Genomic DNA, 20991 nt, shown 5'->3' with positions numbered 1-20991 from the left:
CTTTGCGAGGTCAATGAAATGACCAACTATGGGGTCATCATTGTCGGGGCGGGGCAAGCGGGTTGCTCCGCCGCAGTCAAACTGCGCAATCTTGGCTATGACAAGCCAATCGCCCTGATCGGAGAGGAGGCGCACCCACCCTATCAGCGCCCGCCCCTATCCAAAGCGTATCTGTTGGGCAAGCTGCCTCGGGACCGCTTGTTCTTGAGGCCCGAGAGTTTCTTTGATGAGCATCAGGTTGACTTGCACCTGAATCAGCGGGTGACGGACATTTCTGTGGACGATCAGACACTTGTCTGTGACGATCAAACACTGGCCTTTGAACACCTAGTCCTCGCGACAGGCTCAACCCCCAATCGTTTGCCCGAGAGCATAGGTGGAAGCCTGACTGGCACCTATACGATCCGAGGGATTGCCGATATCGATGCAATCGCACCGGAATTCAAGCAAGGTCGAAAGGTTGCCATCATAGGCGGAGGCTACATTGGCCTCGAAGTCGCTGCCGTTGCGGCAAAGCTGGATCTGGATGTGACTCTGATCGAAGCTGCACCGCGCATTTTGCAGCGTGTCGCGTCACCGGAAACCGCCAAGTATTTCCGCGAGCTGCACGATGCCAACAACGTCCGAATTCTTGAAGGTACCAAGATCGCACGCGTCACGGGAGAGGGCCGCGCAGACGGTGCCGAACTCGCCAACGGGGACGTTGTCCCTGCCGATTTTGTTGTTTTAGGGATTGGCATTACCCCGAACACGGCACTTGCCGAGACAGCCGGAGTTACCGTCGAAAACGGCATCAAAACCGATGCGTTGGGCCGCACCTCGCATCCTTGTATCTGGGCTGCGGGGGATTGTGCGACGTTTCCCCATGGGAACGCCCAGATCCGATTGGAGAGCGTTGGCAATGCCATTGATCAGGCCGAAACGGTAGCCGAAAACATCATGGGTGCCACCAAACCCTATAAGGCGAAGCCCTGGTTCTGGTCGGATCAGTATCACGTCAAGCTTCAAATCGCCGGATTGAATGCCGGCTATGATCAGGTCGTCTCACGCGAAGGTGACGATGGGTCGTACTCGGTATGGTACTATTGTGAAGGGAAACTCATTGCGACCGACGCAATGAACGACCCGCGCGCCTACATGGTTGCAAAACGGCTGATCGAATCCGGCAAGTCCCCGCATCCCGAGATGGTTGCAGACAGGGGTACTGATCTCAAATCCATTCTAAAGGTCTGAGGAAAGGCAAGGCAGCGTATGTATATTGAGTCCAAACCCATCACCCGTTGCCGGGGGGGTGAAAACCCAAGCGCTGTCGGGCATTCAGAAATCATTGCCCAAAAGCGCCACTTTTACTTTCTGCTGCTTCCAGGCACCAACATGTTGGATTTCGCGGCGGCAATCGAACCTCTGCGGGCGGCCAATTTAGTGACAGGTGAAACAGAATACACCTGGTCGGTCATGACCGAAACAGGCAGCAACGTAATGTGCTCGAACGGGATCGAAATCCCGACAGAGACCGGCCTTTCTATGACGCGGCATGCAGACTACGTGATCGTGTGCTCGGGGTACTCCGGCTATCTCGACGCTCTCCCTGAAACTCTGCAATGGTTGCGCAGACATTCCAGATTTGGCGGTCGGGTCGCGGCGATCGGAACCGGTGCATTTACCTTGGCGCGCGCCGGGTTGGCAACCGAAGCGCAACTGACGCTCCACTGGTCTCTGGCGCCGGTTTTTGAAGAGATGTTTCCAAAACTTGACTGCTTGTTGGTGCGTGTTGTGGCTGATGACAGTTTGGCGTCAAGCGCCGGGGGCACTGCCAGCCTGGACTTGACGCTTTCCATCATTGAATCGGACTTCGACAGTGGCACTGCCCAGAAAGTGGCGGACCATTGCCTCCATAACTTTGACAATCACAGCAACCGATCGCAACGCCAGACAATGTCAAAAATGGCTGGATCCCGAAACCCCGCTTTTCTGAGCATTCTCAAGAAAATGGAAGACTCACTTCAGGATCCGATCCCGGTTGATGAATTGATTCGAGAAGAAAAAATCTCGAGGCGGCAGATCGAACGGTTGTTCAACAAACACTTGAAGACCAGCCCGTCACGACACTATCGCAATCTGCGTCTGGACCGTGCGCGCGTGTTGCTGCATGGAACGGATTTGTCCATCATTGATGTTGCCGTCGCAACTGGGTTTGCCAGTATCGTCAATTTCTCAAAAGCCTACAAAGCGCGCTTTGGTGAGCGCCCAACCGCCGACCGGTCGATAGCACTGGCGTACAGCTGACCTGAGATGACAGCTCAAGGAAGCGAAACCAACGCGAAACCCGATATGCTGATCCGTTGGCTGGACGTTAAAGAGGGCAAGCGTTGTCATCCGCCCCCTCAATCGATCAGTATGGCGCGGCGTTGCACCCTGCATTCGCGTGACCAACGAAGAAGGATCCGTATTGATGCCGCACGACGTCGACTCTTGGATCGGACGCTCAGAAACGCGTACGGACACTTTGCGCACCGAACCTGCCCGGTTTATGCAGGCCACAATTGGCCGCGAACCGACATTGCAATGCGGCGACGCACTTCCACCTTTGTGGCATTGGCTTTACTTTCTCGAAGCAAAACCGCTGGGCGAACTGGGTCGTGATGGTCACCCAAAGAAAGGTGGTTTTCTGCCTCCGGTCGCTCTACCTCGCCGAATGTGGGCTGGCGGACGGTTCAAGTTCAAGGCAGCTGTCCCACTGGGCTCCCAGGCTAAGAAACGCTCTACGATAAAAAAGATAACCGAAAAGATCGGTCGCAGCGGGCAACTGTGTTTTGTGACGGTTCTACACGAGCTTTTTTTGAACGACGGAACGCTGGCCATAACTGAAGAACACGACATCGTTTATCGGGAAGACCCGCATCCCAATGCTCAAAAATCCTTGCCTATTCCTGCTCCGATCAATGCCGAAGTCTCTGAAATCATATCGCCGTCGCAAGTTATGCTTTTTCGCTATTCGGCCCTGACCTTCAACGGACACCGGGTCCATTATGACGTAGACTATGCGCGCTCAGTCGAGGGGTATGACGGGTTGGTCTTTCATGGGCCGCTTACGGCAACGCTACTGGTTGATCTTGCGCAACGTACCATGGGAGCGACACCAAGAATCTTTGAATTCCGTGGAACTGCTCCTCTGGCGGGGATGACTCCGTTCCATATCGAAGGAACGCGTGAAGACAACACGATGCACCTATGGGCTCGACGCTTCGACGGGGCCAAAGCCATGCAGGCAAAAGCTACTTTCTAAGTTTCAGGACACTTGGCCAACAAACAATGTGGGCTGCGATAGCGCCTGCAGACTGGAACACCTTCGGGCATCCGTTATACTTTGGCTGTCGCAGATGGCGTGCAATCTCCTGTTCCTTGATCATTTGGGTGATCTTTTTCTGGGTGCATCTGGTCTTTATTTGCCCATCCCTCAGTTGAGCGGACTAAACACTGGATTGGAGGAGATTCTGGGGCTCAGGCTAGGTGACTTGAACACACAACTTTGACGACAAAAGATTGCCTGATGGCTCGAAACGATTTGTAGAATGACCGAGTCTGAATTCTGAGCCTCAATGATCCGAACATAAGTTTACCCATGGTGGCGTACCGCCACAGTCACCAACTAGGCTTACTCAATCTGCTAACTGTGATCCCTTCAAAAGCAAAAGACACTTTTGCGCCATTGGGTTCCTTTGCCCAAATCGCGTTAACCGAGCATATACCTTGGTGGATGTTGAATGCCAGTCAACTGGCATCTCAACCAGATCACCACGCGCTAGGTAAGGGTCAATGAAACTGAGCCAACCCAAACCCAAACCCTGACCGGATGCCGCCGCTTCTAACAGATAGACATAGCTATCGAATTCTCCACAGATCGGCCAATCCGCATACTCGGGGTGCGCATCCCACCAGTCAATCCAATCCAACCAACCATAGTTCTCTTTCTGCAATCTCAGTAGCGGCGGTGCTTCGCATTCTCCCGACAGGGCGCTGACAGCGCGCCTAACCATTTCGGGCGTCCCAACCGGTTTGACCTTCTCTTCACATACCACAACATGTTCTGTGTCAGGCGCTGTTGCAGAGTATTCAAAAACAATATCACCGCCCGAATCGACTGCAGCTTGAACCAAATTATATTCAGCAGTCATGACACGCAGTTCGGCCTCATTTCCCAAAGCGTTCCTAAGGTATCCAAATCGCGGCATCAGCAACAAGTGCGAAACTGAATGAGAACATACCAGGGTGACCCTGTTATCGACTTGCTTCAAATCCTGAACCGCATTTTGCAATGCATCGAAACCTTGAACCACGCCGGCGTAAAACTGACTGCCTTTGGATGTAAGCGCTATCGGGTTTTTGTCGCGATCAAAGAACTCAACACCATATCGGATCTCCAAGTTTCGAATGTGGCGACTGATAGCGGGCTGTGACGTGTTCAGCTCTTCGGCGGCACGTGCGAACCCCTGCAGTCGCGCCACCGCCTCAAAGGCAACCAGCGAGCTTAGAGAAGGGATGTTGTATCTGCGATTAGCCATATCAATTCAGTTATGGCCGTGAGCACTTCAAAGCAATGCAAAACACAAGCGCCCGCAATCAATCCGGTCAACCGAGTTCGAAACCGGATTCAGTTGGGCAGACAATGAAAGGCTGTATAAAGCCTCTGTAATGCACAAACCCTAAGTTTCAGATTGTCCGGGTTTGCTTCACTTGTCCTTCGCATGAATTTGGCGCGGGGCTTGCTTGCTGGCACCCGTCAAAACACTGACCGTTCCGACTGGAATGCGCCTCACTCCTCACCCCGCTCAGACCTTTCGCGGGCGTTGCATAAACGCTGCATTACGCTGTCCAGCCCTGTCTTTACGGCCTCTGTACCTCCTGCTTCAACAAAGACCTGAAACAATTGTGCGTTCAGCCCAGCCGGGGTCGAATGCTCGATCCGCTGCGCGTCATAGGATTTTTCACAATCCTTCATCGCGGTCTGCGCCAGCGCTGCAAAAACGCCATTCAGGTAGCGTTGCGAATCCACCTGCTTAATTCCGTTTGATTGCATCCAGGCCGAAGCGATATCCAAAATACCAAAGTACGTTCCCATCAGCGCACTTGCGGCGGCAAAGGCATCGAATTCTTCCACTGTCTGGGCACTGACCACAGCTCCCAAGGGGTTAAAAAGCGCCTCGCCTATCGGGTCATGTGGAAACAGGACAGTCACTCCGCGGTGCTGTGCGACTGCGGGCAATGGGATTGCTCGGAACAGTCGTACAGGTGCGCCAATCCAGTCTTGCAAAGCATCATGCGTCAACGTGGCGATCAGGCTGCAGACGTGCTGACCCTCGGAAAACGTGAGCGGGCGCAACACCGCTTGGGCATCCTGCGGGCGGACAGCCAAAAACACCAGATCCGAATTATCAACAACCGATTGCGCGGAATCGCAGATCTGCACAAGATCGCTAGTTGCAGCCAGCCGCGCGGACGCTCGGCGATTGCGTTTGGTCACATGAACCTCAGCAATCTCCAGGTCGGTCGCCAAAAGGCCGCTTACCACCGCCTCGGTGATCACGCCCGTTCCGATAAATCCTAGTCGCATATGCGTTGCCCTATTTCTTTTAGATCGCCACGAGGGGGCTGGATCTTTCAAATAATGTGAACAGATTGACCCCAAGCCACCTGTTCAAGCCACAAACTCTCAAAATCTCGCCGGATATCACCTTCAAACCCACCAGAAGAAGGGCGGCAGCTAGCCTCCCCAAGTGTCCGATAGTGTGAACCCATTCTGAAACGGGTCGGTAGGATCAAGACCAATTTGGCTCAGGCCATAAATCCAACATTGACCGGAAACGCGGTTTTGCGTTGCAGGGTAGCTTCCAATGACTGCATCGGAGATAAATTCCGTGGTGAACTCCCCGCCAATTATGGAGCGCGAAACCAGTTTGTCGCCCGGTTCCACAAATCCGCCGGCATGTCGGGCAGCCATGTTTGCATTTGACCCGGTGCCACAAGGAGACCGATCCACACGCCCGGGACGCATCGTCGTGCAGGTTCGAATGGCCCCGTCATCGTCTTCGCCACGGAACATGACATAAGCCAGCCCATCCAGAGCTGGCGTCGTTGGGTGTTTCACCTCGATGCTGGACGCGATCCGTTCCCTCAAAGATACGCCGTTCATGGCTAATGCGCGTGCATTCTCAGGTGATATGGTAAGCCCCATTTGTTCCACATCTACCAACGCATAAAACACGCCGCCAAAGCAGATATCATACGTGATCTGCCCCCGATCGGGTGTGTCGATGACAGCAGCTTTGGTCAAAACGAAGGAAGGCGGCATGTCCAGCGCCACGTTGATGACCTTGCCATTCTCGCATCGGGCGATGGCACGCACTAACCCGGCTGCGGTATCCAGCACGACCTTGGTCTCAGGCTCAACCATCTGTTTCATGCCGGTTTCCAGAATGGCCGTCACGGCGCACATTGCATTGGAACCTGACATCGCGTGTGCCTGATCCGGCTGCAAGACAATAAAGCCTGTATCGGCCTCTGGTTTAGTGGCTGGAAGCAACAGAACCACAGAGCCCGCAGGGCCTGAACGCGGCTCAGAACACAACAGTCGCCGCAAGTCGTCATCCACCTTGTTGATATGGTCAAGCTTGTCAGCCATCGTCGCGCCGGGGATGTCCAGCATGCCTCCTGTTACCACGCGGCCAATCTCACCGGCGCAGTGCACGTCGACCAATTGCAATGTTCGTGTCCAACGCATCGGGTCCTCCTTTCAAGCTACGGCCTGAGCGCCCGGAATCTCGAAAACGGATCCGTACAAATACCCCGCCCCTTCGGACCACACAGATCAGAAAATTGCGCAGCAGTACACATGCGCCTGTGCCCACCAGTTCGTGGGTGGTTGCCGATCCAACGAACTCTATTGTCGCCGAAAAACTCAAAGCTCGATCGCGTCCGAATGCCGCGCCTCGACCTTTCAGATAACGGCGCGATGGCCTGGAACGACCATATGTCATTACTTGCTTTGCCCCGAGGCGATTATTCAACCGCCACTCTCCCAACAATCCGTCAACACCAGACTGCTTGTATCCGCCTCAGGGTGCCTGGGTGAAGGTTAGTCGAGAGGCTCCTCAAGAAAAGAAGCGGTCACGCAGTACTGGTTGCCAGTTCCATTTTAAACAAAAGGCTTCGTTCAGCGAAACACCCGGCAGACTAACTTGGTGTCTGGAAAACCGGGTCAAAAAGCGTAGCGTGTGCCGGTTTCCGTATAATTCTGGTTCAAGTTTAGGTCTGCTTTCCTGCTGTTGCGAATAACAAGCTGGGCATTGGGCAGATCGTTAGATTTAGCACGTCGAAGCGCGGATTTTGGGTCAAATCCATGCTTTATCCATCGCTGTTGCAGTCTGCTTTCGAGTTCTTCCAAAGTCGGGCTTATGAAAACCGTTGCAGCATACGCATCCGCCACTGTCCTCCACGGGTCGCTGTCCATCAGAAGGTAGTTTCCTTCTACAACAACAACTGGCGTTTCGGGGTGAACAGCAATCGCGTTTGCGATGGCAATATCCATATGGCGGTCGAATTTTGGGTAAAAGAGCTCATGCCGTGCAGACTGAAGCCGTCTGATTGCATCGCAAAACCCAATACCGTCGAAGGTTTCTGGCGCGCCTTTTCTCGGCAGCAGACCGCGCGGTTCGAGTACACCGTTGTCCAAATGGTAGCCGTCCATCGGGATCAGAGTCGCAAACGGAACCACCGAGTTTTGCTGAGTGTTCAGCGATTTTACAACGGTTTCTGCCAAGGTCGATTTACCGGACGCAGGAGGGCCGGCAATTGCAACAATCGTCCGGACCTCAACCTGCCTCCGGGAGGAAATCAAATCGCAAACGCGCTCTACGTCCTGCTTGATCACGCGGCGTCCTCTTTCGGGGGCTCTTTGGCGCCGGTCATGAAGGCGACGGCGTCGGACATCGTATAGTCCTTGGGATCGATCGTGCAGAGCCGTTTGCCTAGTCGGTGCACATGGATGCGATCTGCAACTTCAAAGACATGCGGCATGTTGTGGCTGATTAGGATGATCGGAATGCCACGCGCGCGTACATCCTGAATAAGTTCAAGCACCTTGCGGCTTTCCTTGACCCCCAAAGCAGCCGTCGGTTCGTCCATGATAATGAACTTGGTCGCGAAGGCGGCTGCGCGGGCAACGGCAACACCCTGGCGCTGTCCACCCGAAAGCGTCTCAACCGCTTGGTTGATGGATTGAACGGTCATCAGCCCAAGCTCGGTCAGTTTCTCACGAGCGAACTTTTCCATTGCAGGTCGGTCAAGCTGACGCAGGTATTTGCCCATGAAGCCCTGTTTGCGGATCTCGCGACCCATGAACATGTTGTCCGCAATGGATAACGCCGGGGACATCGCAAGCTGCTGATAGACGATCTCAATCCCCATGTTGCGAGCGTCGATCGGTGAGGTGAAGTTGACTCTCTTCCCTTCGATCAAGATCTCACCCTCATCCGGGATCGTAGCGCCGCAAATCGCCTTGACGATAGACGACTTGCCCGCACCGTTGTCTCCGATGACCGCAAGGATTTCACCTTGGCGCAGCTCAAAGTCGGAATGGTCGATGGCGGTGACGTGGCCATAGCGCTTCACGATCCCGCGCCCTTGGACGACTGGAGTTGTGTCTGACATCAGCCCGATACCTTTCTGATCCACTGGTCGACTGCGACTGCTGCGATGATGAGAAGCCCGATAAGTAAGAAGGTCCACTGCGCATCTGCGCCAAGCAACCTCAGCCCGAGGGTGAAGACACCCACGATCAGCGCCCCGAACAGGGACCCCAGAATGGAGCCACGGCCGCCGAACAAAGAAATACCTCCGATCACGACAGCGGTGATGCTTTCAATGTTGGCCAATTGGCCGGAGGTTGGTGAGACCGATCCGATGCGCCCGATCAAAGCCCAGCCCGCAAAAGCGCAGATCAGACCGGACAGCATGTAGACGGACATTAGGGTTCTGTGGACGTTGACACCGGACAGCTCGGCGGCCTCGGGGTCATCCCCTACGGCATATACGTGTCGGCCCCACGCTGTGTGTTTGAGCGCATAAGCCAGCACAAAGATAAGCGTGAGCATGAATATGACGCCAACGGTAAAAGTCGCCCCGCCAATGCTGAACTTTGTTCCGAAGAACTGAAGGAAGGGGGCGTTGGCTTCGATATCCTGACTGCGAATGGTTTCGTTCGCAGAGTACAAAAAGTTGGTCGCAAGAACGATCTGCCACATCCCGAGTGTGACAATGAAGGGGGGCAGCTTGACGCGACTGACAAGCCAACCGTTCAAAGCTCCGATCATCGTGCCGACGGCCAGACCGCACATGACGGCAATTGGTACCGGAATACCGTAGCGGAAAGTGAACTGCCCCATAATGACAGAAGAAAACACCATGATCGCCCCGACGCTTAGGTCAATGCCGGCGGTCAGAATGACCAAACTTTGCGCTGCGGCGACGATACCTACAATCTGAACCTGTTGCAGGATCAGGGTCATTGCGAAAGGCGAGAAGAATTTTGAACCCAATAGCAAGCCAAAGATCAATATTGCTCCGACCAATACGATCAAAGGCACAAAAGATGGGTTGACGTGGAGAAGGTGCTGTAACTTCCCCAACATGCCGCGCCGGTGGCTCTCAAATTCAGCCACGGTCTCTTTCGGACTGGCAGCAGTCTCAAACTCCTGGGCGCCTCGGTTTGCTTCAGACATCTCTCCCCCTTCCCTAGCGCGCATCGCAGCCACGAGATCAGTTTAAAGGAAGTTTCGGTTTTTCGGTGAACAGAAAGGATGAGGCGCTGCGACGCGCCTCATCCAATTGGTGCTTGCTTAGCCCCAGCAGAGATCCAGGCCCTCGGCGACCGAAATAGACTCGACGCCGTCAACTGGTTGGTCGGTAATCAGTGCAACGCCGGTATCGTAGAAGTCTTTCCCGGGCGTATTTTCGGGCTTCACACCTTCGTCCGCCCATTTCTTGATGGCTTCGACACCCAGCGAGGCCATTAACAGCGGGTACTGCTGACTGGTGGCACCAATGACACCTGCCTCTACGTTTTGGACACCGGGGCAGCCGCCATCAACCGAGACGATCAGCACGTCGTTCTCACGTCCGATAGACTTCAGAGCTTCGTAAGCACCTGCCGCTGCTGGTTCATTGATCGTGTGAACGACATTGATTGTTGGATCTTTTGCCAGAAGGTTTTCCATTGCACGTCGGCCACCTTCCTCGTTGCCGTCGGTTACATCGCTGCCAACCAGGCGCGCATCGGTTTCGTCACCGATCACGTTGGGGTCGGCCAAGTCTACACCGAAGCCATCCAGGAAACCTTGGTTGCGAAGAACATCCACTGTTGGCTGGCTGACGTTCAGATCAAGTGTCGCAATTTTGGCGTCGGCAGCTGCATCACCCATTTTGGCCTTTGCCCATTGTCCGATCAGTAAACCAGCTTTGTAGTTGTCCGTGGCAAATGTAGCATCCGCCGAGTCAATTGGGCTCAGCGGTGTGTCCAGCGCAATCACCAGAAGTCCAGCGTCGCGCGCCTGCTGAACAGCCGGTACAATCGAGCTTGTGTCAGACGCCGTGAGCAGAATTCCCTTTGCGCCATCAAGAATGCAGGTTTCGATCGCCTGAACCTGAGTTTCGTGGTCGCCGTCGACCTTACCTGCAAAAGCCTTAAGCGTCATGCCAAGCTCTTCGGCTTTGGCTGTGGCACCTTCCTTCATCTTTACAAAAAATGGATTGGTATCCGTCTTGGTAATCAGGCAAACGGTTTCACCAGCCGCTTGGGCGGATGCTGCGGCCATCGTAAGCGCAGTCGCTGATGCGGCAATCTTGAATAGATTTCTCATGTTGTCCTCCCAGAAAATTGTTGTTGCCTCGCACGGCATGCCAGCAAGACCCGACCTCATCCTCCAATGAAGGTCTCAATCAGAGAACAGTGATTCTGGCCTCTCTGTCAATAAATAAATAAAGTTTATTTATTAATTTGCGCGGATGTCTTTTCATAAGAAAATAAGGCGTTTATGTTCAAACTTATGGAGAAAGAGGCTCTTAAATCACTGACCGGCGGGGTAAGTCAAAGCGGGGTTCGCGATCACAACGAACGTCTGATTTTGACGGTTTTACAGCGACATGGGCCCACCGCTGGCGCGGACGTTGCGCGGTTAACAGGCCTGTCTCCGCAAACTGTATCAATAATTTTGCGCAAACTTGAAAAGGACGGGATTCTCAAACGTGGAACCCCGTTGCGCGGCAAAGTGGGGAAGCCCTCAATCCCCATGGAATTGAACCCGGAAGGCATCTTGTCGGTGGGGATGAAGATTGGACGGCGTAGTGCCGATCTGCTGTTGATCGACTTTTTGGGCACGCCGCGCCGCCAACTCTCCACCACGTATGACTATCCGCTACCAGAGGTCATTTTCGGCTTTCTGGAGTCTGGGCTGGAGACGCTCCTCTCACACGAACCTCGGACTCTTCGGGACCGAGTGTGCGGTATCGGAATCGGTACTCCGTTCGAACTTTGGAAGTGGCATGACCTGTCAGGGCTTGCAGCCAAGAAATTCAGGTCGTGGAAAAACGTGAATTTCTTTTCCGAAGTTGCCAAATTCAGCGATCTTCCGGTCTTTGTCGTTAACGACGCTACTGCCGCGTGTCACGCAGAGCATCTCTATGGTCGCGGGGCCGAGTATCGCGACTATTTCTATTTCTTCATCGGCTCGATGATCGGCGGTGGCGTCGCGTTGAACGGCACGGTGTTCGAGGGCAACCAAGGCAATGCAGGTGCCTTAGGCGCGATGCGCACAACAGGCCCATTGGGTGAAAGCCAGCAACTGATCGACACTGCATCACTGTTTCTGCTCGAGGACAGGCTGATCGAAGCAGGTGTCGACCCTGGGGTTCTTTGGAGAAAGCCGCAGGATTGGAGCAGCATTTCCCGATATGTGGATCCATGGATCGGAACCACTGCGCAGGAATTGGCAAAAGCGGCATTGTCCATCTGCGCTGTCATCGACTTCGAAGCAATATTCATCGATGGCGCATTCCCACCCGAAGTGCGGGATGAACTGGTCGCCCGGGTTCGCCGGTATCTGGTCAATCAGGATAAACGGGGGTTGATCCCTCCGGTCGTCGAAGCTGCGGCGGTCGGAGAGAACGCGCGCGGAATTGGCGCGGCAAGCAGCCCGATATTCCGCCAATTTCTTTTGAACACCAATGCTGGGCTTTCAAGGATGTAGCGAGCTCATCTCGCGATCATGCTTCGTGGCCCTTCAAGATACCCGGAAGCTGTCAAAGGCGATTTGGAGTTCCTTATTGCTACCGACAATTAACGCGTGTCCGACGGCAGGTTCTTATCTGGTACGCCGGGAGACACGCTCGCATTCAAGGCCCTGGACACCAGCCGCGACGAGATCGTGCGCTATATCGTCGAGCAAGGCATAACCAACCCCAAAGCACTCGCAAACTGGTCCTTTGCGCCGCTCGGCAACACGACAGTGTTGTTTGAAATCGGACCAAAGGCACAAGATTATCAAAACGATGTCACAGGGGGCACGATCGAGGATGCCGGAGACGGCACGGAAGGAAATTTGCATCCTAACTGTCATCTAAGGTACTGATCATTCCGCTAACATCGCCGAAAGCTCTTTCGCCCCTTTTTGCAGCGTGCCCAGAAACGACATCAGGCTTTTGACATCGTGACGTTGTGTCGGGGCATGAACCGAAAGCGTTCCAGCCAACCTGCCCTGCCCATCTTGAATCGGCACAGCAAGAGCTGTCATTCCGGCCATGAACTCCTCGTCATCTGTGGAAAAATTGTTTTCGGATATACGCCGGATTTCCGCTTGCAAAGCTTTGGGATCCGTCAACGAGTGTTCGGTCTGCGGCCGTAAGTTTCCTGCTGAAAGAAACCCATCCAGCGTTTTCTGCCGCAGTGTGGACAGATACATCTTGCCGCTTGCGGTGCAATGGAAGGGTACTTGCGTACCGACAGGCAACTGAATGCGCAAAGGCCACTTCGTTTCGACCCGGTCAAGATATATCATTCCCTCGCGGTCCGGGATAGCCAGATTGCAGGTCTCGCCCACTTCTTCCGCGACACTGCGCAAGATTGCCAAACGTGCTGTTCGCAGATGCTCTGACGACATCGTATTGACCGAAAGCAACCGTAACCGGCGACCTGGCCCATAAGAGCGACCGTCCAGATCGCGTTGCAGGAAACCTTCGGCTTCTGCTGTTTGCAACAAACGATGAATGGTTGGCTTGGCCAGCCCAAGTGTTTCGATCAAGTCCGATGGTTTGACGGCCAAACCGCGCCGCGCCACCTCCTCAAGTATGAGAAGAAGGCGCAAGTTGGTCGGGATCTGAGTTTCTTTCTCTTGTGTTTCCGTTTCAGCCATCCCGTAACAGTCTAGCTATTTGGAAGTAGGATCAAGGCCAGATCGGGCACAAGCGACACCAAAATCCAAACCGAAAGCAACGCCACCAGATACGGCACCGTGTATCGCAACAACCGGAAATAGGGTACGCCTGTCACGCCCGAAGCTACATAGAGATTTAGACCGTAAGGTGGTGTGATGAACCCGATAGATGCCCCAACCAGGAAGATCACCGAAAAATGAACCGGATCGATTCCAACCGAAGCTGCAATCGGGGCAAGGATCGGGGCAAGGATGATTGTGACTGGCAAACTCTCCAGCACCATGCCCGAAAAGAAGACGATGACCATCGAAGTGAACAGAACCGCATAATAGCCACCCATTGAAGTCACGAAATCGCCAATGGTTTGCTGCGCCCCTAGCAAGGACAGGATCTGTTGCATCACCACAGAAACAGCGATCAGCGGCGCAAGAATGCCGGTGATCTGCGCCGAACGGATCACGATCGACGGGATCTCGGGGATTGTGAAACCTTCAACCACGAACATTTCGGCAAAGCTTTTCTCGGTTGGTGGAATGTCATTCCGTGCGCCCATGATCCGATTGATCGGATAGCTGACCAGACCGGCAATGACGCAGAAGCCAACAGTTACACCTGCGGCCTCGGTCGGGGAAAACTTGCCTGTGTAAATGCCCCATAGCACCAAACCAATGGCGAAGAAACCAAGCCAAGCGCCAAACGCCGTTTTCAGGACACGGTTCAGCTGCAACGGGATCAGGTAGCCCCACCCGTTCATGCGGCAGATAATCCAGCAAGCAAATTGCATCCCGATAACCATCAGTGCGCCGGGTAGAATCCCTGCCACAAAAAGTTCGGAAATTGGCAGATTCATCAAAAACCCATAGACGATGAAGATGATTGATGGGGGAATGATGATCCCCACCGTGCCACCCGCTGCCGCAGTGGCCGCACTGAAACGTTCATCATAGCCGCCCTTGACCATCTCTGGATGCAGCATCGAGCCGATTGTCGCCGTCGTCGCCGAGTTCGACCCCGAGATCGCCGCAAACAACCCGCATGCCCCAAGCGAAGCCATTGCCAACCCGCCGCGTATCCAGCCCAGACAGGCGTAGGCAAAGTCACTGAGCCTTCGGGCAATGCCGGATTTGTTGATGAGGTCACCGGTCAGAATGAACAGGGGCATCGCCAAAAGAGCAAAGCCCTTGTTGAAGACATTGAGAAGCTCGGCACCCATGTTGTCCAGGGTGAGACCCAGCACAAAGGAGCAACCGATCACCCAATATCCAATGACCAGAAAAACGGGCACGCCCAGCATGAACAGAAAGGTCACGCCCAGCGAGATTAATGTCACCAAAGTTCCGTCAGCCATCAGTCTGCCCCAATCACGGCCTGCTTGATAAGCGGCTCACCCGTTTTCCAATTGTGAAGATCATCTGCCAGGTTCTGAAAGACCCGCCCAACCATCAGAAAGAAAGACAGCGGCGCAGCCAGAAGGAACCACCACTGCATGATGTTGTCCGTGCCCAGAACGATCTGGAAATTTGACGCCGACAACGCCACCAGACGCGTGGTGGTCACGATCACGATTACCGCAAAGCCAAACCACAAAATCGCATCAAGGATCAGACAGGTCAGCTGTCCGCCACGGGGCATAGCGGTTCGAAATTCGCTAAAGCTCAGATGAGTGCGCAGACGGACATTATAGGACGCGCCAAACCACGCCATGACCATGAACAAGAGCGGCGGGATGGTCGTCGACCACGGCTCCTGATCGTTAAAGACGAACCGATCAATAACACCCCAGAAGATGATCAGCGCGATAGCGAGATAGGAATACACCATCACCGACCGCTCCAGATGGCGTTCGACAAAGGGCACTGCCCGATAAATCAGCATGATCGCGACCCCGCCTAGGGCCGCGACGACCGCGCCCAATACCCAGGTCGCGTTCGATTCCAGCGCAGATTGAATCTCGAAGGAATCCTGGCTGAGAAAGGCGCTGAATATCGCGCCTGTTTCTGCCCAAAACGACATGTACCCCGTCCTCCCAGTCGGTTTTGCATCGAACCGGCCCGCTATGGGCCGGTTCGCAGAAGCTTATCAGGCCTGGCCCATCCACCAACGGCGTGGCTCGACATTCTCCGGCAGCATGTCTGCTGGAATCTCACGCGCGATGTCGTAGATTTCCTGATAGGTGTCGATGCCACCGGCCCATTTGTTCAGACGCTCACGCCACTGCGCCCAAGGTTCAGGGTTATAGTTGGGGGCACACATCTCTTCGGCCAGTTTGATCTGATCGTCGGGCAGGAAGGCCGGACGCACACCGTTCTCAGCAAAGATCGTGTTGGGCAATTGCGGCTCTGAGAACCCAACTGTGTTCAGCAGCGCGGCCTCGTTCGCACCCTGAATCAAAGCCTGAGTGAAGTAAGAGGACTCCATCACTGCATCCTGCAACTCGCCGCCCAAACCGTCAAAGACCTTGGCCGACATCGATGTATGCTCGGTTCCGCAGAAGAACTTCAGGTTGACCGACTGAGATACGACCGGCGCCATATTGGCGTAGGCTACAGCCGAGGCCCAAGTTTCGGCGCCGTCGATCAGACCGGTTTTCAAAGCGTCCAGCGTTTCTTCCCATGCCACCGGCACCGGATTCAGATTCAAGAGCTGCATGGCGATGCGGCCAAGCTGCGTGCCCGTCACGCGGTTCTTTGTGCCAAACAGCTCTTCCAGCTTGGTCACGGTCGGCTTGTCCGCAAAGGTCGAACCCATTTGCAGACCGCGTAGTTCGCAATGGGTGAACAGGAACTTCAACCCGTGCCGTTTTTCCAGGGGATCCCGCAGGATGCGCTGGCTCGCGGGGCTGTAGAAAAAGTGATACTGCGCCGCGCGGCTCGGGAACATGTAAGCATAATCCAACACGTTCAGGTAAGGTGCGCCACCGGCCGAGTTCTGGGTCGAGGCCGCGTAAATGTCGACGATCCCCTGCTGGGTCTTCTCGACACAGCTCAGCTGTCCGCAGATCTGATTGTCGCCGATGAACTCAATCCGGATCTCTCCGTCAGTGCGTTCCTCAAGATCACGCGCGAACTCGATCGCACCGGCGCGTTCGATCAGCAGGTTGCGAGTGTTGAATCCAGAAGCACCAAACTTCAGCGTGTGTTTCGGCTCTTTAGAAAAGCGCTTTTCATAGGTTGATTCGGCGGCCTGAGCCAGATTCGCCAAACTCATCGCTCCACCGAACCCGCCTGCTGCCAACAGTGTCGAGCTCATGCCGTAACGGCCCGCCACACGGAAGAAATCCCGCCGCGAAATACCACTCAGTTTCTTACCGATCTCCATTGCTTACCTCCCTGATTGCAATTATTGAGACGTTTTGTATCAAAAAAGGCTAGTATAATTCCTCTATCTTGCATAGAGTTTTTTTCAGCGGCATTGGGAGGAGGCGATAATGGAAGTGGATTATGCGATTGTCGGGGCCGGTTCCGCAGGCTGCGTGATTGCCAATCGGCTCAGCGCCGACCCCAACACGAGTGTTGCATTGCTTGAGGCTGGTGGCCGCGACAGCAACCCGTGGATTCACATCCCCGTTGGCTATTTCAAAACCATGCATAACCCCACGGTCGACTGGTGTTATCGCACCGAACCTGATCCGGGGTTGAACGGGCGCTCGATCGACTGGCCACGCGGCAAAGTGTTGGGCGGCTCATCCTCGTTGAACGGGTTGCTATACGTACGCGGTCAAAAGGAAGACTATGACCGCTGGCGGCAAATGGGCAATGAAGGATGGGGCTGGGATGACGTCCTGCCTCTGTTCAAACGCTGTGAAGATCAAGAGCGGGGCGCAGACGAATATCACGGTGTTGGCGGGCCTTTGTCCGTGTCCAACATGCGTATCCAACGTCCTATCTGCGACGCGTGGGTCGCCGCTGCACAAGCGGCAGGCTACCCGTTTAACCCCGATTACAACGGTGCCAAACAAGAGGGTGTTGGGTATTTTCAGCTGACTACGCGCAACGGCCGCCGATGCAGTGCCGCCGTGGCCTATCTAAAGCCCATAAAAGGCCGCCAAAACTTGAACATCATCACAAACGCGTTGGTGTCACGCGTGGTCATAGACAAGAAAAAGGCGACCGGTCTGGTATATCGGGATCGCTCTGGGGTCGAGCAAACGCTGAAAGTCCGTCGCGAAATCATTCTGTCAGGCGGCGCGATAAACTCACCACAGATTCTAATGCTTTCAGGGATCGGAGACCCGGACCACCTGAAAGAAAACGGTATTGAACCGCTGCACGCCTTGCCGGGTGTCGGCAAGGGCCTGCAGGATCACTTGCAGGCACGGCTGGTATTCAAATGCAATGAACCGACATTGAATGACGAAGTCCGCAGCCTCATCAATCAGGCGCGCATTGCCCTGAAATACGCGTTGTTCCGCGCAGGGCCAATGACCATGGCCGCCAGCCTTGCAACCGGATTCATGAAGACCCGCCCGGATGTTGAGACCCCCGATATTCAATTCCACGTTCAGCCCTGGTCCGCCGACAGCCCCGGCGAGGGCGTGCATCCGTTTTCCGCCTTTACAATGTCGGTCTGTCAATTACGCCCGGAAAGCCGGGGGGAATTGCGCCTTAACGGCCCGGATCCGTCTAAACATGTCAAAATAATTCCAAACTACCTGTCTACAGAAACGGATTGCCGCACAATTGTGGATGGTGTGAACATCGCGCGCAGGATCGCTAAACAGAACCCTCTGGCGTCAAAAATTTCAGAGGAGTTTCGGCCAACGGCAGAGTTAAGCCACGATGACTATGAAGGCACGCTGGATTGGGCCAGATCGAACACTGCATCAATCTATCACCCAACCGGCACCTGCGCAATGGGCAGCACCAAGACATCGGTTGTTGATGCAAAGCTAAAGGTGCACGGGATACAAAACCTGCGGGTGGCCGATTGCTCGATCATGCCGGAAATCGTCAGTGGAAACACCAATGCACCAGCGATAATGATCGGAGAAAAAGCCAGCGATTTGATAAAGGCGGATGCATAATAACTGATACGCCAGCACCCATTGTCTGGCCTGGCTACAGTGTGGAAAATTGTGCTGTGCTAAGTTGCGAGACAGGGTTGGGGATTTGAATTATCCTCCGAGTATTCGAACCCCTGATCGCAGCTTTGTATAGTTTACATGTTTGAGTTCACAGGGAAACTGCCCCGGCGCGGCGCATAACAGGACGTCTTGCGCGATGGGTTCAAAATCGGCTCGGAAGTGGGTTGTGCTTTTGACGCAAATGATCCGAGCGCGTTCCGGTTCCAGATTGAACAGCCGAATTTGCGCCAGATCCAGACATTGATTTCGAATGCTGGTGACTATGACATGAATTTGCGTTCCAATCAGCTGCAATGCCGTCGAAGGACCCAGCGTTGCAATCCCGCCGCCATACATTTCGCCCGTGTAACGACATTGGCCAGCGCTCAGATGATGCACACGCACATTTGCCAAGTATGGCGTTTCGCCAGCGCCTCGACCGCCAATTTCTGCCTCAAATTCTGCACCTGGACCCCTGGCATGGGCTTTTGCCGCCAATTGCGGATCATGCAACAGCCCAAGAATGGAAAGTGGGGTGTTCTGAATAACAAGTTCACGCAGCAGCCCAGTGGTGTCCGCCGACGCACCGGCACCTGGATTGTCCTGTACATCCGCAATCACAACAGGCCCAGCGCCAGTTGCCTTTTGGGCGGTTTCGACTGCGTCCTTTGGGGTTAGCAAAGCTGTTTCGAACTGTGTTTCAGCTGCTTGCAACTTTGCAAAAACATGCCCGGCTATTGCCTCGGCGTCGGGCTGAGAGGAACTATACGCCAGCACGGATGGACCACAATCAGCTGTGTCCGCTGCGGTAAACCCCATGGCGAGTTCAACCAGTCGCGTGCCGGGCCCGTCGAACGCCTTCAGAGTTCCATACAGCGTTTGGGCTGGCGCCACTTCTGTATACTGGCTGTGCAGCGGGATCAGATACTCCCCTTGTCTCCATGATTTCGCGGGTCGGCCATTTGCATGGACTTCGCGTATCATCCGATACGCCCGTGCGCCTGTGGCTGCCATATCAAGATGCGGGTAGGTGCGGAAAATGGTCATTGCATCCGAGTAATTCACCATTTGTTGCGAGATATTGGCATGCATATCAAGGCTTGCAACAACCGGAAGGTCCGGCCCAATGATCTGTCTGATCCGCGCCAAAAGCTCACCCTCGCCATCATCCCATGACTCTGTCACCATGGCGCCATGCAGGTCCAGGTAAACACCGTCGAGCGGCATCATTCCCTGAAGGTTGTCAGTTATGAGCCTCGCGATGGTGTCAAAGGCGTGGTCTGTTACCTTACCGCCCGGTTCTGCTGCGCACCACAGAATGGGTAGTAATTCCACGCCTTCCGCCAACGCCGCCTTTGCGAATCCGGCGATGGGCAGATTCATACCATCGGTCACGCCCAAAACGTCCCGCCCCCGCAGCAATTCTGGCCAGCTATCTGCCTGTTCAAAATCACTCAGTCGCGTTGGGCTTTCCACGAAGGTGTTGGTTTCGTGCTGAAATCCTGCAATTGCAATTCTCATCTAACAGGTCAGCCGTTTACTGCTGCACCAATTCGGCGCTTAAAATCTCGCGTAGTTTTTTCGCTACGACGTCAGGTTTGTGACGTGTCATGGAAACATGTCCCAGCCCTGGGATCTCGTGGAATGTTCCGTTCTGCGCCAGGTCCGAAACAACCTTGCACATGACTGGAGCGGTCTGAACATCCTCAGAGAAAGCGACTACATGTATAGGGACCGGGCAGGTTTTCAGATCTTCGCGGCAATCGAAGTGCAGGCACGCTTCCCATTGATCGATTGTGGCTTGCGGATCGCGGTCGCGGAAGCGTTCGGTGTAAGATGCCTTGAGCTGTTCCCACAGTTCTGGTTCGTGCAGCGCTTTGGCTGGAAAGGCATAGACCGCATAGTGAGGGGCAAGAAAATAGTCGGGTAGGGTTATGCCATCTTTTCGAAGGTCAATCTCGGCTTGCATCCAGTCGCGCGTGAACCCATCGATATAGGCGGAAGTTCCCATGGGAATGGCAAGTTGAACCTTGTCAGGAAAGTCGATCGCAGTTTGCTGTGTAACGAGGCCACCCAACGACAAGCCACATACAGTTGCGCGACCACCCGCAAACGCATCGATCACCGCCGCACAGTCGGCAGCATAGTCGTTCATCGTCCACGGGGGCGGAGGCGATTGGGTCTCGCCCGCACCGCGAGGATCATAGGTGATGCAACGAAAGCTGTCGGATAAGCGCGAAAACTGTTCTGAATAGGCTTCAGCAGTTTGGTCCCCACCAGGAACAAATACGATAGCAGGCCCCTCACCTTCGGTAACAACTCGCATGGTCACACCCCCGACCGATAGTTGATGCGTCTCGGCCCGCGGTCCAAACTGCAAGAATACCGACATCCTTCGTCTCCTGTTATTATACTGCTGACAGCAGCCTGTTTGGCCCGATACTTGG

General features: G+C 54.5%; 19 protein-coding genes. 6 read left to right on the top strand and 13 right to left on the bottom strand.

Annotation, left to right across the window (positions count from 1 at the left end):
* The first annotated feature begins 18 nt into the window (after positions 1–18).
* The 3 genes from GS630_RS00565 (at position 19) to GS630_RS00555 (ending at position 3286) form a co-directional block, all read left to right on the top strand.
* Positions 19–1233, top strand: a complete 1215-nt coding sequence (locus GS630_RS00565) for an NAD(P)/FAD-dependent oxidoreductase (protein ID WP_171620802.1) — start codon at positions 19–21, stop codon at positions 1231–1233.
* Positions 1234–1251: 18 nt separating this feature from the next.
* Complete coding sequence (locus tag GS630_RS00560) at positions 1252–2286, top strand: GlxA family transcriptional regulator (protein ID WP_171176489.1); 1035 nt, start codon at positions 1252–1254, stop codon at positions 2284–2286.
* Positions 2287–2452: 166 nt separating this feature from the next.
* On the top strand, positions 2453–3286 hold the full coding sequence (locus GS630_RS00555; protein ID WP_171620800.1) for a MaoC family dehydratase N-terminal domain-containing protein: 834 nt from the start codon (positions 2453–2455) through the stop codon (positions 3284–3286).
* 373 nt (positions 3287–3659) lie between these two features.
* On the opposite strand, the gene GS630_RS00550 is transcribed toward GS630_RS00555, so the two are convergent.
* The 7 genes from GS630_RS00550 to GS630_RS00520 form a co-directional block, all read right to left on the bottom strand.
* Entirely contained in the window at positions 3660–4562 is a 903-nt protein-coding gene (locus GS630_RS00550) for a LysR family transcriptional regulator (RefSeq protein WP_171238008.1), read from the bottom strand.
* A gap of 251 nt (positions 4563–4813) precedes the next feature.
* Positions 4814–5611 carry a pyrroline-5-carboxylate reductase gene (locus GS630_RS00545; protein WP_171620799.1) on the bottom strand — a complete coding sequence of 266 codons (798 nt, stop codon included), beginning with the start codon at positions 5609–5611 and terminating at the stop codon, positions 4814–4816.
* A gap of 150 nt (positions 5612–5761) precedes the next feature.
* Positions 5762–6778 carry a proline racemase family protein gene (locus GS630_RS00540; protein WP_171620798.1) on the bottom strand — a complete coding sequence of 339 codons (1017 nt, stop codon included), beginning with the start codon at positions 6776–6778 and terminating at the stop codon, positions 5762–5764.
* Between the two features lie 477 nt (positions 6779–7255).
* A complete protein-coding gene (locus tag GS630_RS00535; RefSeq protein ID WP_171236244.1) occupies positions 7256–7927 on the bottom strand; it encodes a uridine kinase in 672 nt (223 codons plus the stop codon).
* Positions 7924–8706, bottom strand: coding sequence for an ATP-binding cassette domain-containing protein (locus GS630_RS00530; RefSeq protein WP_171176477.1), 783 nt, complete (start codon positions 8704–8706; stop codon positions 7924–7926). The genes GS630_RS00535 and GS630_RS00530 overlap by 4 nt, the downstream gene beginning before the upstream one ends.
* Positions 8706–9776 carry an ABC transporter permease gene (locus GS630_RS00525; protein WP_171620797.1) on the bottom strand — a complete coding sequence of 357 codons (1071 nt, stop codon included), beginning with the start codon at positions 9774–9776 and terminating at the stop codon, positions 8706–8708. The genes GS630_RS00530 and GS630_RS00525 overlap by 1 nt, the downstream gene beginning before the upstream one ends.
* 117 nt (positions 9777–9893) lie before the next feature.
* Positions 9894–10868 (bottom strand): sugar ABC transporter substrate-binding protein, encoded by a 975-nt coding sequence (locus GS630_RS00520; protein ID WP_245223183.1) that lies wholly within the window; start codon positions 10866–10868, stop codon positions 9894–9896.
* Positions 10869–11099: 231 nt separating this feature from the next.
* Here GS630_RS00520 and GS630_RS00515 point away from each other — a divergent pair, with 231 nt between their 5' ends.
* Together GS630_RS00515 and GS630_RS00510 are read left to right on the top strand one after the other, a co-directional pair.
* Entirely contained in the window at positions 11100–12299 is a 1200-nt protein-coding gene (locus GS630_RS00515; protein ID WP_171177281.1) for an ROK family transcriptional regulator, read from the top strand.
* 96 nt (positions 12300–12395) lie between these two features.
* Complete coding sequence (locus tag GS630_RS00510) at positions 12396–12680, top strand: hypothetical protein (RefSeq protein ID WP_171176471.1); 285 nt, start codon at positions 12396–12398, stop codon at positions 12678–12680.
* Here GS630_RS00510 and GS630_RS00505 read toward each other — a convergent pair whose 3' ends face one another.
* The 4 genes from GS630_RS00505 to GS630_RS00490 form a co-directional block, all read right to left on the bottom strand.
* Positions 12681–13460, bottom strand: coding sequence for an IclR family transcriptional regulator (locus GS630_RS00505; RefSeq protein ID WP_171620796.1), 780 nt, complete (start codon positions 13458–13460; stop codon positions 12681–12683). It lies immediately after the preceding gene.
* An 11-nt stretch (positions 13461–13471) separates the two neighbouring features.
* Positions 13472–14830, bottom strand: coding sequence for a TRAP transporter large permease (locus GS630_RS00500; protein WP_171176467.1), 1359 nt, complete (start codon positions 14828–14830; stop codon positions 13472–13474).
* Complete coding sequence (locus tag GS630_RS00495; RefSeq protein WP_171238007.1) at positions 14830–15495, bottom strand: TRAP transporter small permease; 666 nt, start codon at positions 15493–15495, stop codon at positions 14830–14832. The genes GS630_RS00500 and GS630_RS00495 overlap by 1 nt, the downstream gene beginning before the upstream one ends.
* Before the next feature lie 66 nt (positions 15496–15561).
* The gene (locus GS630_RS00490; protein WP_171176463.1) at positions 15562–16800 is read right to left on the bottom strand and encodes a TRAP transporter substrate-binding protein; all 1239 of its coding nucleotides are present in this window, start codon (positions 16798–16800) and stop codon (positions 15562–15564) included.
* A gap of 109 nt (positions 16801–16909) precedes the next feature.
* Between GS630_RS00490 and GS630_RS00485 the strand changes: the two genes are divergently transcribed.
* Positions 16910–18505, top strand: coding sequence for a GMC family oxidoreductase (locus tag GS630_RS00485; RefSeq protein WP_171176461.1), 1596 nt, complete (start codon positions 16910–16912; stop codon positions 18503–18505).
* A gap of 90 nt (positions 18506–18595) precedes the next feature.
* Here GS630_RS00485 and GS630_RS00480 read toward each other — a convergent pair whose 3' ends face one another.
* On the bottom strand, positions 18596–20065 hold the full coding sequence (locus GS630_RS00480; RefSeq protein ID WP_171620795.1) for a M81 family metallopeptidase: 1470 nt from the start codon (positions 20063–20065) through the stop codon (positions 18596–18598).
* A 16-nt stretch (positions 20066–20081) separates the two neighbouring features.
* Positions 20082–20936, bottom strand: a complete 855-nt coding sequence (locus tag GS630_RS00475) for an alpha/beta fold hydrolase (protein ID WP_171620794.1) — start codon at positions 20934–20936, stop codon at positions 20082–20084.
* Positions 20937–20991: the final 55 nt, after the last annotated feature.

Origin of the sequence: Ruegeria sp. HKCCD7303 (assembly GCF_013111185.1) — a bacterium.
Taxonomy (GTDB): Bacteria; Pseudomonadota; Alphaproteobacteria; order Rhodobacterales; family Rhodobacteraceae; genus Ruegeria.
Note: the sequence above shows the minus strand (reverse complement) of the source record. Positions and strands in the feature narration are given on the sequence as shown.

Coding starts and splice junctions, on each gene's coding strand:
- GS630_RS00565 (WP_171620802.1), top strand. CDS start 19: ATGACCAACTATGGGGTCATCATTGTCGGGGCGGGGCAAGCGGGTTGC.
- GS630_RS00560 (WP_171176489.1), top strand. CDS start 1,252: ATGTATATTGAGTCCAAACCCATCACCCGTTGCCGGGGGGGTGAAAAC.
- GS630_RS00555 (WP_171620800.1), top strand. CDS start 2,453: ATGCCGCACGACGTCGACTCTTGGATCGGACGCTCAGAAACGCGTACG.
- GS630_RS00550 (WP_171238008.1), bottom strand. CDS start 4,562: ATGGCTAATCGCAGATACAACATCCCTTCTCTAAGCTCGCTGGTTGCC.
- GS630_RS00545 (WP_171620799.1), bottom strand. CDS start 5,611: ATGCGACTAGGATTTATCGGAACGGGCGTGATCACCGAGGCGGTGGTA.
- GS630_RS00540 (WP_171620798.1), bottom strand. CDS start 6,778: ATGCGTTGGACACGAACATTGCAATTGGTCGACGTGCACTGCGCCGGT.
- GS630_RS00530 (WP_171176477.1), bottom strand. CDS start 8,706: ATGTCAGACACAACTCCAGTCGTCCAAGGGCGCGGGATCGTGAAGCGC.
- GS630_RS00525 (WP_171620797.1), bottom strand. CDS start 9,776: ATGTCTGAAGCAAACCGAGGCGCCCAGGAGTTTGAGACTGCTGCCAGT.
- GS630_RS00520 (WP_245223183.1), bottom strand. CDS start 10,868: ATGGCCGCAGCATCCGCCCAAGCGGCTGGTGAAACCGTTTGCCTGATT.
- GS630_RS00515 (WP_171177281.1), top strand. CDS start 11,100: ATGGAGAAAGAGGCTCTTAAATCACTGACCGGCGGGGTAAGTCAAAGC.
- GS630_RS00505 (WP_171620796.1), bottom strand. CDS start 13,460: ATGGCTGAAACGGAAACACAAGAGAAAGAAACTCAGATCCCGACCAAC.
- GS630_RS00500 (WP_171176467.1), bottom strand. CDS start 14,830: ATGGCTGACGGAACTTTGGTGACATTAATCTCGCTGGGCGTGACCTTT.
- GS630_RS00495 (WP_171238007.1), bottom strand. CDS start 15,495: ATGTCGTTTTGGGCAGAAACAGGCGCGATATTCAGCGCCTTTCTCAGC.
- GS630_RS00490 (WP_171176463.1), bottom strand. CDS start 16,800: ATGGAGATCGGTAAGAAACTGAGTGGTATTTCGCGGCGGGATTTCTTC.
- GS630_RS00485 (WP_171176461.1), top strand. CDS start 16,910: ATGGAAGTGGATTATGCGATTGTCGGGGCCGGTTCCGCAGGCTGCGTG.
- GS630_RS00480 (WP_171620795.1), bottom strand. CDS start 20,065: ATGAGAATTGCAATTGCAGGATTTCAGCACGAAACCAACACCTTCGTG.
- GS630_RS00475 (WP_171620794.1), bottom strand. CDS start 20,936: ATGTCGGTATTCTTGCAGTTTGGACCGCGGGCCGAGACGCATCAACTA.